Genomic DNA, 14,624 nt, shown 5'->3' with positions numbered 1-14,624 from the left:
CCGGTTAAACCGACCTTTTATTATCTGGACGCCGTTCAGGCGTTAAAAACAATCAGCGACTACGGAAGACAATGCGGCCTTTGCTCAGGTCGTACGGGGTCAGCTCAACAGTCACTTTGTCGCCCGTCAGGATGCGGATATAGTTTTTACGCATTTTACCGGAGATGTGTGCAGTAACCACGTGACCGTTTTCTAACTCTACGCGGAACATGGTATTAGGTAACGTATCGAGAACGGTACCCTGCATTTCAATATTGTCTTCTTTGGCCATCTAATCCTCTGGGGTATCACTACCGTAATTTGAACCGGCAAGATAATGCCGAAGTTCTTTTAATAAGTAAAGATTTGTGCGTTTAAAACACAGCAAATCGGGTTTGGCGCATTACTCTAACCACACACGGCAAAGCCGCACTTAAAGCGCAACGTGTAAGGGAACGAGGAGATAAACGATAGGCGTTGCCTGACGCGAACTGTTCCTTAACGGCGGCGGGGTAATGGGCTAAACCAACTCTGCGCGACAATTATAACACCCCGACAAAAAATGTGCCGAAAACATTCACTTCTGAGGCGAAAATAACGTCCTGGGAACCCAGAAATGGCTCGGTAGCCGCTGCTGGCGCAGTCTGCTCAGGTGTTCAAGGTACTCCCGACGCGGCGTTTCGACGGCGCCCAGCGAGGCTGTGTGGCTATTTAATACCTGGCAGTCGATTAATTTTCCGCCCTGATTTACAAATTCAGCGCAAAAAACGAGCAGTGCTGTTTTGGACGCATTTTCCTGACGGCTGAACATCGATTCGCCACAAAACAACGTACCTTGTGCCACGCCATACATACCGCCCACTAATTCATTTTGTCGCCACACTTCGATTGAGTGCGCATGCCCCAGTTCGTGCAGGCGGTGGTATGCGTCCACCACATCATGCGTAATCCAGGTACCTTCTTCCCGGTCATTCGCACAGCCTTCAATCACCTGCCCAAACGCGTAATTGAGCGTCACGCGATAAGGCGAATTTTTATGAAAGCGCTTCATACTGCGGCTGAGGTGAAATTTGTCGGGCCAAAGAACAGCGCGCGGATCGGGCGACCACCAAAGGATAGGGTCGCCAGGCGAAAACCACGGGAAAATACCGCGCTGGTAGGCCATCAGCAGACGGGCAGGGCAAAGATCACCGCCAAGCGCCAACAAGCCATTAGGCTCGCGTAAAGCGCCTTCCGGTGACGGGAAGGCTATAGAATGTCGGGACAGTTGCACCAGGCGCATGACAGCGAAACTCCACTACGCGAGTTTGATCGTTCAATAATAGCTTACAGACGTTGCTTAAACTGGTAATAACGCCCCTGCCTGGCTAACAGATCTGCGTGATTACCTTGCTCAATAATTTGTCCGTTGTCCATTACTATTATTTGATCAAAACGCGACAGCCCGCGCAGTCGGTGTGTAACCATCAGGACGGTTTTATCGCGCATCACATCGCTAATTAATTCAAGCATTTGGCTCTCTGTGGTGGCATCAAGCCCTTCGGTGGGTTCATCCAGCAGCATCAGCGGAACATCGTGCAATAAGGCGCGGGCGATAGCCAGACGACGGAGCTCGCCGCCTGAAAGTTGACGACCGCCTTCGCCCAGCCAGGCGTTAAGGCCATCACCTTCAAGCAGTTTTTCCAGCCCGACGCGGCGCAATACTGCGGACAATGCGTCGTCGCTGGCGTGTGGTGCTGCCAGCAGCAGATTGTCGCGAAGCGTCGCGCTGAACAGGTGTACGCGCTGTGGCACGACGCTGATGCTCTGGCGCAGCGCGGTTTCACTGAGGGCTGCAATCGGCTGTTCATTAATCAGGATTTCGCCGCACTGCGGATCCCATGCGCGGGTCAGCAATTGTAGCAGCGTTGATTTACCACAGCCGGTACGACCGAGAATCGCAATGTGTTCACCGGGCGTGGCCTGCAGGGAAAGGGTATCGAGCGCTTTTTGCGCCTGTCCCGGGTAGCTGAATGATACGTCGCGTAGCGTAAGAGTCACCTGCCCGGAAATCGTCGAGCCGGTATCCGGGAAGGCGACTTCCGGCTGCTGTTCAGTCAGTTCGGTGATGCGCAGCGCAGAGGCAATAACTTGGCCGAGATGCTGAAACGCGCCGGTTACTGGTGCTAACGCTTCGAACGCAGCAAGCGCACAGAAGACAAAGAGTGCGATCAGCGCGCCGGGCTGGGTATTGCCGCCCACGCCACCGGAGGCCATCCATAGCATCATAATCACCGCCAGCGCACCGACTAACAGCATCACCGCTTGTGATAATGCCGTTAATTCAGACTGACGTCGCTGGGCTTCGTGCCACTGCAACTCAGTCGCTTCCATTTGCGCGCGATAACGTTCACTGGCACCAAAAATGGTCAATTCAGCCTGGCCCTGTAGCCAGGATGTTAACTGCTGACGATATTGCCCACGCAGATGCGTCAGACTTTGTCCGGTGCTTTTGCCTGCCTGATAAAAGAGCGGTGGCAGGATAAATAAGGTCAGCAGCATAATGCCACCGAGGGTGACAGCCAGCGTGAAATCGAGAACGCTTAACCCCAGCGTAACCACCATGATGACGACAAAAGCGCCCACCAGTGGGGAGATCACGCGTAAGTACAGATGATCGAGCGTGTCGACGTCAGCCACCACGCGGTTGAGCAATTCACCCTGTCCATAACGGGACAGGCCAGCAGGGGAGAGCGGCAGTAGTTTGCTGAAGGTATAAATACGCAAATGTTGCAACACGCGGAATGTCGCATCGTGGCTGACCAGACGCTCGAAATAACGACCCGCGGTACGGGTGATCGCCGCACCGCGTACGCCTGCGGCAGGGAGCATATAGTTAAAGCTGTAAATCCCGGTGACGCCAACCACTGCCGAAGCGGACAGGAACCAACCTGAAAGCGTCAGCAAGCCAATGCTTGCCAGCAGCGTGACGATGGCCAGAACGATCCCTAACGTTAACATCCATTTGTGACGTTTATACAGCGTCAGATAAGGTAGCAAAGCGCGCATTCAGATGTCCTCCTGACGATGAGCCAGTAATGTCGCAAACGCCCCGTTGGCTGCGCCCAGTTCGGTCCAGGTACCTTGTTCAACGATCTGCCCATCCTGCATCACCCAGATAACGTTCCAGTCGGCAAGATCTTCCAACTGATGCGTCACCATCAGCGTGGTCTGGCGGCGCGATGCCGCGTTCAACGCTTGCATCACGCGTTGTTCGCTGTGTGCATCAAGGCTGGCGGCGGGTTCGTCCAGCAGCAGTAACTGACACGGATTGAGTAAGGCGCGAGCCACGGCAACGCGCTGTGCTTGTCCAACGGAAAGTCGAGCCGCCTGATCGCCCACTGGCGTATCCACACCCTGCGGCAGCAGCGGTAAAAACTCGCTGACCCAGGCGCTGTCGAGTGCAGCTTGCAGCTGTTCTTCGCTGGCATCTGGGCGAGCCAGTAGCACGTTTTCACGTAACGTGGAGGCAGGAAGCTGAGGGTTTTGCCCGACCCATGACAGTTGTTTGCGCCAGGAGTCAGGCGACAGGTCGCGCAGTTCAAAGCCGTTAATTCGCAGCGAACCTTGATAAGAGAGGAAACCTGACAGGACATTGAGCAGAGAACTTTTGCCGGAGCCGCTGCGTCCAACCAGCACCGCGCGTTGACCAGCCGCCAACGCAAAATTGAGCGGACCGGCCAGCACTTTGCCTTCCGACGAGGTGATGACCAGATCTCGTGCTTCAATTGACACGGCGTCTTTTGTCGCCAGCTCAATATCGCCACGTTCAGGATGAGCCAACGGGGTTTCCATAAAGGTTTTCAGGCTGTCCGCAGCCCCCACCGCTTGCGCTTTAGCGTGATAAAACGTGCCCAGATCGCGCAAGGGCTGGAAAAACTCCGGAGCCAGAATGAGCGCGAGGAAGCCTGCCGCCAGCGTGACGCCCGTCCCGTAGTGGCCGAAATCAAGTTCTCCAAGGTAGGAAAAACCAAAGTAAACCGCGACAAGCGCAATAGAAAGCGAGGTAAAGAATTCAAGGACACCGGATGACAGGAACGCCAGGCGCAGCACTTCCATGGTGCGTTGGCGGAAATCTTGCGACGCAGCACGGATGCTTTCCGTTTCGGCTTCACCGCGACCAAATATTCTTAGCGTCTCCATGCCCCGCAAGCGATCGAGGAAATGACCGCTGAGGCGGGCAAGAGCCTGAAAATTGCGGCGGTTAGCATCGGCTGCGCCCATACCGACCATTGCCATGAACAATGGGATCAACGGGGCAGTTCCAAGCAGAATAAGAGCGGCCACCCAGTTTGAGGGGAATACCGCCGCCACAATTAATAAGGGGACGCACACGGCCAGCGCCATTTGCGGCAGATAACGCGCATAGTAATCATGCATATCGTCAATCTGCTCCAGGATCAACGTGGCCCAACTCCCGGCCGGTTTGCCTTTTATCCAGGCCGGACCTGCCTGTTGTAGACGGTCAAGCACCTGGCGGCGAATTTCAAAGCGAATATGCTGCCCTGCGTGAAACCCGACCCGTTCGCGTAACCAGACGACCCATGCCCGCAGGATGAAAATCAATACCAGTACGATGAAAGGAAGCAGAAGCGCTTCTCGGGGAATATTGGCCATGATCATATGGTCCAGAATTCGGGCCATGAGCCAGGCCTGAGCGACGATTAACAGTCCGCTCACGAACCCCAACAGGCGCGAAATGTTCAGCCATCGTTGGGAAATTACACTTTGCTGTTTTAACCAGCGGGTCAGCTCTTTTTGACGGGTTTTATTCATTGCACGCTTAGCAGGTGAGTTATTGGAATTTTTGGGCAGGGCAATGTTACAACGAGGCAAAAATAAAGGCGACTTATAGTCGCCTTTTTTACTTTTGTTACTGATTTGTAAAACTTATTTGTTAGCGTCCGCAAGTCCGTCGAGATAACGTTCTGCATCAAGTGCGGCCATACAGCCCGTGCCCGCAGAGGTAATCGCCTGGCGATAAATATGGTCCATCACATCACCAGCTGCGAAAACACCCGGAATGCTGGTTTGGGTGGCATTGCCGTGAATACCGGACTGAACTTTGATGTAGCCGTTTTCCAGTTCAAGCTGACCGTCGAAAATAGCGGTATTCGGGCTGTGGCCGATAGCGACAAACAGCCCGGCAACGTCCAGTGATTCCACGTTGTCAGTGTTTTGCGTATCGCGTAGGCGGAGTCCGGTTACGCCCATTTGATCGCCGGTCACTTCTTCCAGCGTACGGTGGGTGTGCAGCACGATGTTGCCGTTCTCAACTTTATCCATCAAACGTTTGATGAGAATTTTCTCCGCGCGGAAGCTGTCGCGACGGTGAATCAAATGCACTTCAGATGCGATATTCGCCAGATACAGCGCTTCTTCAACAGCAGTGTTGCCGCCGCCGATCACCGCAACTTTTTGGTTACGATAGAAGAAACCGTCGCAGGTCGCGCAGGCGGAAACGCCACGGCCTTTAAATGCTTCCTCTGAAGGCAGACCCAGGTAACGTGCTGAAGCGCCGGTGGCGATGATCAGTGCGTCACAGGTGTATTCACCACTGTCGCCGGTCAGACGGAAAGGACGGTTTTGCAGATCAACTTTGCTGATGTGATCAAAAATGATTTCAGTGTCAAATTTGGTTGCATGTTCGTGCATACGCTCCATCAGCAGTGGGCCAGTAAGATCGTGCGGATCGCCAGGCCAGTTTTCCACTTCTGTTGTTGTGGTCAACTGACCACCTTTTTCCATACCGGTAATCAGGACCGGTTGCAGGTTAGCGCGTGCAGCGTAGACCGCAGCGGTATATCCCGCAGGGCCTGAGCCCAGAATAAGAAGTTTACTGTGTTTGGTTGCGCCCATGAGATCCCCATAGTTGTTGGCAGGCAATGAGCAGGATTGTAGGGAATTTACAGACGTAAAAAAAGAGTATGGCGATTTTGTTAACAATATGTGTAATAGCAGAAACCGATGAGCGGGGGTAATTATCCGTAATACTATAACGATTTCTACTTAAAATCGGTCAGTTATAAGGTGATAAAATGACGATTTTCCATCACTGCGAATGAATAACTGGCATGTTGTACTAAAAATCGATGTTTTGCTTTGACAATCACCTGCTGTTTTGCGAAAACATTCAAGGAAGAAAAAAACTGTGTCATGTATGTGCTGCATAATCATGCATGTAGATACCATGTTTACCGTGTTAGCGAAATCTACGCATGGTGTGGACAGATGCCATTCGTGATGTCGATAGCCGCCGACAGGCAACGGTCTTCTCACCATAAACCCAGGCATTGCGAACCGAAAATCCCTCTGGGTTGCGGTTAATTTTGATGGGTAGCGACTCTGAACAGTGATGTTAGTAGAGTCAGGCAGGAGTAGGGAAGGAATACAGAGAGACAATAATAATGGTAGATAGTAAGAAGCGCCCTGGCAAAGATCTCGACCGTATTGATCGTAACATTCTTAATGAGCTGCAAAAGGATGGGCGTATTTCTAACGTCGAGCTTTCTAAACGTGTGGGACTTTCACCAACGCCCTGCCTTGAGCGTGTGCGTCGGTTGGAAAGACAGGGTTTTATTCAGGGCTATACAGCGCTGTTAAACCCGCATTATCTGGATGCATCACTTCTGGTTTTTGTTGAGATTACTCTGAATCGTGGCGCCCCGGATGTGTTTGAACAATTTAACTCTGCAGTACAAAAACTTGAAGAAATTCAAGAGTGTCATTTGGTTTCCGGTGATTTCGACTATTTGCTGAAAACACGCGTACCGGATATGTCGGCATACCGTAAGCTGTTGGGGGAAACCCTGCTGCGTCTGCCTGGCGTGAATGACACACGTACTTATGTAGTAATGGAAGAAGTCAAACAGAGCAATCGTCTGGTAATTAAGACGCGCTAACACGGAACAGGTGCAAAATCGACGTAGTTTGATTACACTCCTGTTAATCCATACAGCAACAGTGCCGGGGTAACCCGGTGCTGTTGTCCGTTTTAGCATCGGGCAGGAAAAGCCTAAAACCTGGAGAGCCGTTTTTGAGCCAGGAATACACTGAAGACAAAGACGTCACATTGACGAAGTTAAGCAGCGGGCGCCGACTTCTGGAAGCGCTACTGATCCTTATTGCCCTTTTTGCCGTCTGGTTGATGGCAGCCTTACTCAGCTTTAATCCTTCGGATCCCAGTTGGTCGCAAACGGCGTGGCATGAACCAATTCATAATCTGGGCGGAATACCCGGCGCATGGCTGGCAGACACGCTGTTCTTTATTTTTGGCATCATGGCCTACACCATTCCCGTCATCATTGTTGGCGGCTGTTGGTTTGCATGGCGACACCAGGCCAGCGACGAATACGTCGATTATTTTGCCGTTTCGCTGCGCATTATTGGCGTTTTGGCGCTGATTCTCACATCCTGCGGACTTGCCGCAATCAATGCCGATGACATCTGGTATTTCGCCTCTGGCGGCGTGATTGGCAGCTTGCTCAGTACTACCCTGCAACCATTACTGCACAGCAGCGGCGGTACGTTGACGTTATTGTGCATTTGGGCTGCTGGATTAACGCTATTTACCGGTTGGTCGTGGGTTAGCATTGCGGAAAAACTGGGCGGTTGGTTACTCAATATCCTGACGTTTGCCAGCAACCGTACCCGCCGTGACGATACCTGGGTCGATGACGAAGAATATGAAGATGAAGACGAATCTATCGACGCCGCTGATGGTAAACCTCATGAATCGCGCCGGGCTCGTATTCTTCGTGGTGCGTTAGCGCGCCGTAAGCGTCTGGCAGAGAAGTTTACCAACCCACTGGGCCGTCATACTGATGCCGCGCTGTTCTCCGGCAAACGCATGGATGATGAAGACGAAATTGAATACAGCGCCCGCGGTGTTGTGGCCGATCCTAACGATGTGCTGTTTTCCGGCAATCGCGCGACGTTGCCTGAATATGACGAACTGGACCCGCTGCTGAATGGTCATTCGGTAACAGAGCCTGTGGCCGCCGCAGCTGCAGCAACAACGGCTGCGCAGGCCTGGAGCGCGCCGGTTGATCCGCTGCTGCAAACGTCGCCAGTGACCAACCCCGTTATGGAACAAGCGGCCCCAGCTGTAGCCTGGCAATCCGCGCCAGGCGCGCAAACCGGGGATGCGGTGATTGCGCCAGCACCTGAAGGTTATCCGCAGCCAACCCAGTACGCGCAGCCACCGGTACAGCAACAGTATGAACCCTGGCAGCAGCCGGTATTGGAGCAGAGTCCTCAGCCACAATATTATGCGCCACAGACCGCGGAACCCACATATGCGCAGCCCCTCGCGCCGCAAGCGCAGGCATTTACCGCGGAGCAAAACTGGCAGCCGGAACCTGTTTACCAACCGGAACCACTGCAGCAACCTGTCAATCAACAGGAGTCAACTTTACAACAGAACGCCGCATTTCAGCAGCCTGCTTATCAGCCGGAGCCAGTGCAGCAGCCTGCTTATCAGCCGGAGCCAGTTCAGCAACCTGTTTATCATCAGGAATCAACTTTTCAACAGAGCGCTCCGTTCCAGCAGCCTGTGGTTGAACAACCGACGGTGATGGAACCTGAGCCAGTGGTTGAAGAGGTTAAACCGACTCGTCCGCCGCTTTACTATTTTGAAGAAGTTGAAGAGAAACGTGCGCGTGAGCGTGAGCAACTGGCTGCCTGGTATCAACCGATACCAGAGCCGGTTCAGGAGCCTGAACGTGTTAAGCCGTCTATGCCATCTATGCCGACGGCTACATCCATTCCGCCCGTTGAGTCTGTTGCTGCCGTTGCGCCGCTGGCCGCAGGCGTAAAAAGTGCCGCTTTGGGGGCGGGGGCCGCTGCTGCAGCGCCTGTCTTTAGCCTTGCGGGTGGCGGTGCGCCGCGTCCACAGGTGAAAGAGGGTATTGGTCCGCAGTTACCGCGTCCGAATCGTGTGCGCGTGCCTACTCGTCGGGAATTGGCGTCGTATGGCATCAAACTGCCGTCACAGCGTATGGCTGAAGAGAAAGCCCGCGAAGAGCAGCTTGATACAGATGCGTACAGTGACGATGAAATTGATGCCATGCAGCAAGATGAGCTGGCACGTCAGTTTGCCCAGTCGCAGCAGCACCGCTATGGCGAAGAATATCAGGAAGATATCCATCAAGCTGATGACGAAGATTCAGCTGCAGAAGCGGAACTGGCTCGCCAGTTTGCCTCTTCCCAGCAGCAACGTTATTCCGGTGAGCAGCCAGCCGGAGCGAATCCGTTTTCTCTCGATGACTTTGAATTTTCGCCAATGAAAACGCTGGTGGATGAGGGGCCGCATGAGCCGCTGTTTACGCCTGGCGTGATGCCGGAGCCTGTGCCACAGTACCAGGAACCTGTTGCACCGCAGCAGCATTATCAGCAGCCAGCGCAGCCTGTCGCACCGCAGCAGCATTATCAGCATCCAGCGCAGCCTGTTGCACCGCAGCAGCATTATCAGCAGCCAGCGCAACCTGTTACACCGCCGCCGCAGGATAGCCTGATCCATCCGCTCCTGATGCGCAATGGCGATAGCCGTCCGGCGCATCGTCCAAACACGCCGCTGCCATCGTTAGATCTGCTCACACCGCCGCCGAGCGAAGTTGAGCCAATTGATACATTCGCGCTGGAGCAAATGGCACGTCTGGTGGAAGCGCGTCTGGCGGATTTCCGCATTAAAGCCGATGTGGTGAACTATTCCCCAGGCCCGGTGATAACCCGCTTTGAGCTTAATCTTGCTCCTGGGGTTAAAGCGGCACGTATTTCCAACCTGTCGCGCGATCTGGCGCGTTCGTTGTCTACCGCAGCGGTACGTGTTGTCGAGGTTATTCCGGGCAAACCGTATGTCGGACTGGAGTTACCGAACAAAAAACGTCAAACCGTTTATCTGCGCGAAGTGTTGGATAACACCAAATTCCGTGATAACTCATCTCCGCTGACCGTGGTGTTGGGTAAAGATATTGCGGGCGAACCGGTGGTGGCCGATCTGGCGAAAATGCCGCACCTGCTGGTGGCAGGGACAACCGGTTCCGGTAAGTCTGTTGGGGTGAACGCCATGATCCTCAGCATGCTGTACAAGGCGCAGCCGGAAGACGTTCGCTTTATCATGATTGACCCGAAAATGCTGGAACTGTCAGTTTATGAAGGCATTCCGCATCTGCTGACTGAAGTTGTGACCGACATGAAAGATGCTGCTAACGCCTTGCGCTGGAGCGTCAATGAAATGGAACGTCGCTACAAGCTGATGTCGGCGCTTGGGGTGCGTAACCTTGCTGGTTATAACGAGAAAATCGCCGAAGCAGCCCGCATGGGTCGTCCGATTCCGGACCCATACTGGAAGCCGGGCGACAGCATGGATGTTCAGCATCCGGTGCTGGAAAAACTGCCGTATATCGTTGTGTTGGTAGATGAATTCGCCGACCTGATGATGACCGTAGGTAAAAAGGTGGAAGAACTGATTGCTCGCCTGGCGCAAAAAGCGCGTGCGGCAGGGATACACCTGGTGCTGGCGACCCAGCGACCGTCGGTCGACGTTATCACCGGTCTGATTAAAGCGAATATTCCAACGCGTATCGCCTTTACCGTCTCCAGTAAAATTGACTCGCGTACCATTCTTGACCAGGGCGGAGCGGAATCGCTGTTAGGTATGGGGGACATGCTTTATTCCGCACCAAACTCGACGATCCCTGTGCGTGTTCACGGCGCCTTTGTTCGTGATGAAGAAGTTCACGCGGTGGTTCAGGACTGGAAGGCGCGCGGTCGTCCGCAATACGTTGACGGCATTACCTCTGACAGCGAAAGCGAAGGCGGCGGTGGCGGCTTTGATGGTGGCGAAGAGTTGGATCCGCTGTTCGATCAGGCGGTAAACTTTGTGACCCAGAAACGCAAAGCCTCAATCTCCGGCGTCCAGCGTCAGTTCCGCATCGGTTACAACCGAGCTGCGCGCATCATCGAACAAATGGAAGCGCAGGGAATTGTCAGCGAACAAGGACATAATGGTAATCGTGAAGTGCTGGCTCCGCCGCCCTTCGAATGATTGCAAAGTTAAGTAATTCAGTATTTTCTACTTTCCTCATGCTGATTTTTGGCCTGAAATGGATAGCAGAGGGATCTCCCCGTTGGGAGTGACGTATTTTGAGGAATAACGATGAAAAGAATCGCAATCACCTGTGCATTACTGTCTAGCTTTGTGGTGAGCAGCGTCTGGGCTGACGCTGCCAGCGACCTGAAAAGCCGCCTGGATAAAGTCAGTAGCTTCCATGCCAGCTTTACTCAGAAGGTCACGGACGGTAGCGGCGCAGCAGTGCAAGAAGGTCAGGGTGATTTATGGGTTAAACGTCCTAATCTGTTTAACTGGCATATGACGCAGCCTGACGAGAGTATCCTGGTTTCCGATGGGAAAACGCTGTGGTTCTTTAACCCGTTTGTTGAACAGGCGACCGCGACCTGGCTGAAAGACGCCACTGGCAATACGCCGTTCATGCTGATTGCACGTAACCAGGCCAGCGACTGGCAGCAGTACAACATTAAGCAAAACGGTGATGATTTCGTACTGACGCCTAAAACCAGTAGCGGTAACCTGAAGCAGTTTACGATCAATGTTGGGCGTGACGGGACGATCCACCAGTTTAGCGCCGTTGAACAAGACGATCAGCGCAGCAGTTATCAGCTGAAATCTCAGCAGAATGGTGTGATCGAACCTTCCAAATTCACCTTTACCCCGCCGCAAGGTGTAACGGTTGACGATCAACGTAAGTAGAGGCGTGTGAGTGAGCAATCTGTCGCTCGACTTTTCTGATAATACTTTTCAGCCACTGGCCGCGCGCATGCGGCCAGAAAATTTAGCGCAGTATATCGGACAGCAGCATCTGCTGGCTGCGGGTAAGCCTTTGCCACGCGCTATCGAGGCAGGGCATCTGCACTCCATGATTTTATGGGGACCACCGGGAACAGGCAAAACCACCCTTGCCGAAGTTATTGCCCGTTACGCCAACGCTGATGTTGAACGCATTTCGGCGGTTACGTCTGGTGTGAAAGAAATTCGTGAAGCGATTGAGCGTGCGCGTCAGAACCGTAACGCTGGTCGGCGTACGATCCTGTTTGTGGACGAAGTTCACCGTTTTAATAAAAGCCAACAGGATGCATTTTTACCGCATATTGAAGACGGAACCATCACGTTTATTGGCGCGACAACAGAAAACCCCTCGTTTGAGCTGAACTCAGCGCTGCTATCACGTGCACGCGTTTACTTACTGAAATCGTTAACCACCGACGATATTGAACTGGTACTGGACCAGGCGATGTCAGACAAAGCGCGGGGCTACGGCGGACAGGATATCGTACTCCCGCCTGAGACGCGTCGGGCGATTGCCGAACTGGTTAATGGTGACGCGCGCCGGGCGCTGAATACGCTGGAAATGATGGCCGATATGGCCGAAGTTGATGATTCCGGCAAGCGCATATTGAAAGCAGAATTGCTCACTGAAATTGCCGGTGAACGCAGCGCGCGTTTCGATAATAAAGGCGATCGTTTTTACGATCTCATCTCCGCATTACACAAGTCGGTACGCGGGAGTGCACCGGATGCAGCGCTTTATTGGTATGCACGTATTATCACCGCTGGTGGTGATCCGCTGTACGTTGCCCGCCGCTGTCTGGCGATTGCCTCTGAAGATGTTGGTAATGCCGATCCTCGCGCTATGCAAGTGGCGATTTCTGCATGGGATTGCTTTACTCGCGTGGGGCCAGCTGAAGGCGAACGCGCGATTGCTCAGGCGATTGTTTATCTGGCCTGTGCGCCGAAGAGTAATGCAGTTTACACCGCCTTTAAAGCCGCACTTGCTGATGCCCGTGAACGTCCGGATTACGACGTGCCGGTCCACCTGCGTAATGCGCCGACTAAGCTGATGAAAGAGATGGGCTACGGTCAGGAATATCGTTACGCCCATGATGAGCCAAATGCATATGCCGCCGGAGAAGAGTACTTCCCTCAGGAATTGGCGCAAACGCGCTATTATCATCCCACAAACAGAGGTCTTGAAGGCAAGATTGGCGAAAAGCTCGCCTGGCTCGCCGGACAGGATCAAAATAGCCCTATAAAACGCTACCGTTAGTGTTATCGTTGCGGTAATGTTGTCTCTGTATCCCTGTGACCGCAGGCTGTGGTCACTTTCTCCTATTTTAATTCGATAAGCACAGGATAAGCATGCTCGATCCCAATCTGCTGCGTAATGAGCCAGACGCAGTCGCAGAAAAACTGGCAAGCCGGGGCTTTAAGCTGGATGTAGATAAGCTGCGCGCTCTTGAAGAGCGTCGTAAAGTTCTGCAGGTACAAACTGAAAACCTGCAGGCAGAGCGTAACTCTCGATCGAAATCCATCGGCCAGGCAAAAGCGCGCGGGGAAGATATCGAGTCTTTACGTCTGGAAGTGAACAAACTGGGCGAAGAGCTGGATGCCGCGAAAGCTGAACTTGATACCTTACAGGCTGAGATCCGCGATATTGCGCTGACTATTCCTAACCTGCCAGCAGACGAAGTTCCGGTGGGTAAAGATGAAAATGATAACGTCGAAGTCAGCCGCTGGGGTACACCGCGCGAGTTCGATTTCGAGGTGCGCGATCACGTTACCCTGGGTGAAATGCACACGGGTCTTGATTTCGCTGCGGCGGTTAAGCTGACCGGCTCTCGTTTCGTTGTTATGAAAGGCCAGATTGCGCGTATGCACCGTGCGCTGTCCCAGTTCATGCTGGATCTGCACACTGAGCAGCATGGTTACAGCGAAAACTATGTCCCGTATCTGGTTAACCATGACACCCTGTACGGCACAGGCCAACTGCCGAAATTTGCTGGCGACTTGTTCCACACGCGTCCGTTGGATGAAGAAGCTGACAGCAGCAACTATGCGCTGATCCCAACGGCAGAAGTGCCGCTGACAAACCTGGTACGTGACGAAATCATCGACGAAGATGCGCTGCCGATCAAAATGACTGCGCATACGCCGTGCTTCCGTTCTGAAGCAGGTTCTTACGGCCGTGACACTCGTGGTCTGATCCGTATGCACCAGTTCGATAAAGTTGAGATGGTGCAGATTGTTCGTCCAGAAGATTCGATGGATGCGCTGGAAGAGATGACCGGTCATGCTGAGAAGGTCCTGCAACTGCTGGGTCTGCCGTATCGCAAGATCATCCTGTGCACTGGCGACATGGGCTTCGGCGCATGCAAAACCTACGATCTGGAAGTATGGATCCCGGCACAGAATACCTATCGCGAAATCTCTTCTTGCTCCAACGTGTGGGATTTCCAGGCTCGTCGCATGCAGGCGCGTTGTCGCAGCAAATCCGACAAAAAGACCCGTTTAGTGCATACGCTGAATGGTTCTGGTCTGGCGGTAGGACGTACGCTGGTTGCGGTAATGGAAAACTATCAGCAGGCTGATGGCCGCATTCAGGTTCCGGAAGTATTGCGTCCGTACATGAATGGCCTGGAATTCATCGGTTAAGCTACTTTTCTCTGCTAAAAAAGCGCCTCAGGGCGCTTTTTTTACACCTGTTTGACGCTGGACAATAACACCTACTCATTCAGGAGTAATACTGCCT

At 53.3% G+C, this 14,624-nt stretch carries 10 protein-coding genes; 5 read left to right on the top strand and 5 right to left on the bottom strand.

The genetic code is table 11. From position 1 onward, the window contains the following. Positions 1-52 precede the first annotated feature (52 nt). The 5 genes from infA to trxB form a co-directional block, all read right to left on the bottom strand. Complete coding sequence (infA, locus tag ACU8YC_RS08620) at positions 53-271, bottom strand: translation initiation factor IF-1 (RefSeq protein WP_002211347.1); 219 nt, start codon at positions 269-271, stop codon at positions 53-55. Positions 272-556: 285 nt separating this feature from the next. Further along, on the bottom strand, positions 557-1,261 hold the full coding sequence (gene aat, locus ACU8YC_RS08615) for a leucyl/phenylalanyl-tRNA--protein transferase (protein ID WP_151218815.1): 705 nt from the start codon (positions 1,259-1,261) through the stop codon (positions 557-559). A 44-nt stretch (positions 1,262-1,305) separates the two neighbouring features. Then, on the bottom strand, positions 1,306-3,027 hold the full coding sequence (cydC, locus tag ACU8YC_RS08610; protein WP_446895215.1) for a heme ABC transporter ATP-binding protein/permease CydC: 1,722 nt from the start codon (positions 3,025-3,027) through the stop codon (positions 1,306-1,308). After that, the gene (gene cydD / locus ACU8YC_RS08605) at positions 3,028-4,794 is read right to left on the bottom strand and encodes a heme ABC transporter permease/ATP-binding protein CydD (RefSeq protein ID WP_446895214.1); all 1,767 of its coding nucleotides are present in this window, start codon (positions 4,792-4,794) and stop codon (positions 3,028-3,030) included. It abuts the gene before it with no gap. A 114-nt stretch (positions 4,795-4,908) separates the two neighbouring features. Further along, positions 4,909-5,877, bottom strand: a complete 969-nt coding sequence (gene trxB / locus ACU8YC_RS08600; protein ID WP_151218818.1) for a thioredoxin-disulfide reductase — start codon at positions 5,875-5,877, stop codon at positions 4,909-4,911. Between the two features lie 548 nt (positions 5,878-6,425). Between trxB and lrp the strand changes: the two genes are divergently transcribed. From lrp to serS, 5 genes are all read left to right on the top strand, one after another. Further along, positions 6,426-6,920, top strand: a complete 495-nt coding sequence (lrp, locus tag ACU8YC_RS08595) for a leucine-responsive transcriptional regulator Lrp (protein ID WP_002439523.1) — start codon at positions 6,426-6,428, stop codon at positions 6,918-6,920. Positions 6,921-7,054: 134 nt separating this feature from the next. Then, a complete protein-coding gene (locus ACU8YC_RS08590; RefSeq protein WP_446895213.1) occupies positions 7,055-11,065 on the top strand; it encodes a DNA translocase FtsK in 4,011 nt (1,336 codons plus the stop codon). Positions 11,066-11,176: 111 nt separating this feature from the next. Next, on the top strand, positions 11,177-11,788 hold the full coding sequence (gene lolA / locus ACU8YC_RS08585) for an outer membrane lipoprotein chaperone LolA (protein ID WP_103798145.1): 612 nt from the start codon (positions 11,177-11,179) through the stop codon (positions 11,786-11,788). A gap of 10 nt (positions 11,789-11,798) precedes the next feature. Next, positions 11,799-13,142 (top strand): replication-associated recombination protein RarA, encoded by a 1,344-nt coding sequence (gene rarA / locus ACU8YC_RS08580; protein WP_187252725.1) that lies wholly within the window; start codon positions 11,799-11,801, stop codon positions 13,140-13,142. Between the two features lie 92 nt (positions 13,143-13,234). Then, positions 13,235-14,527, top strand: coding sequence for a serine--tRNA ligase (serS, locus tag ACU8YC_RS08575; protein ID WP_003836908.1), 1,293 nt, complete (start codon positions 13,235-13,237; stop codon positions 14,525-14,527). Positions 14,528-14,624 lie beyond the last annotated feature (97 nt).

The sequence above is a fragment of the Citrobacter sp. VF227 genome, assembly GCF_052950715.1.
Note: the sequence above shows the minus strand (reverse complement) of the source record. Positions and strands in the feature narration are given on the sequence as shown.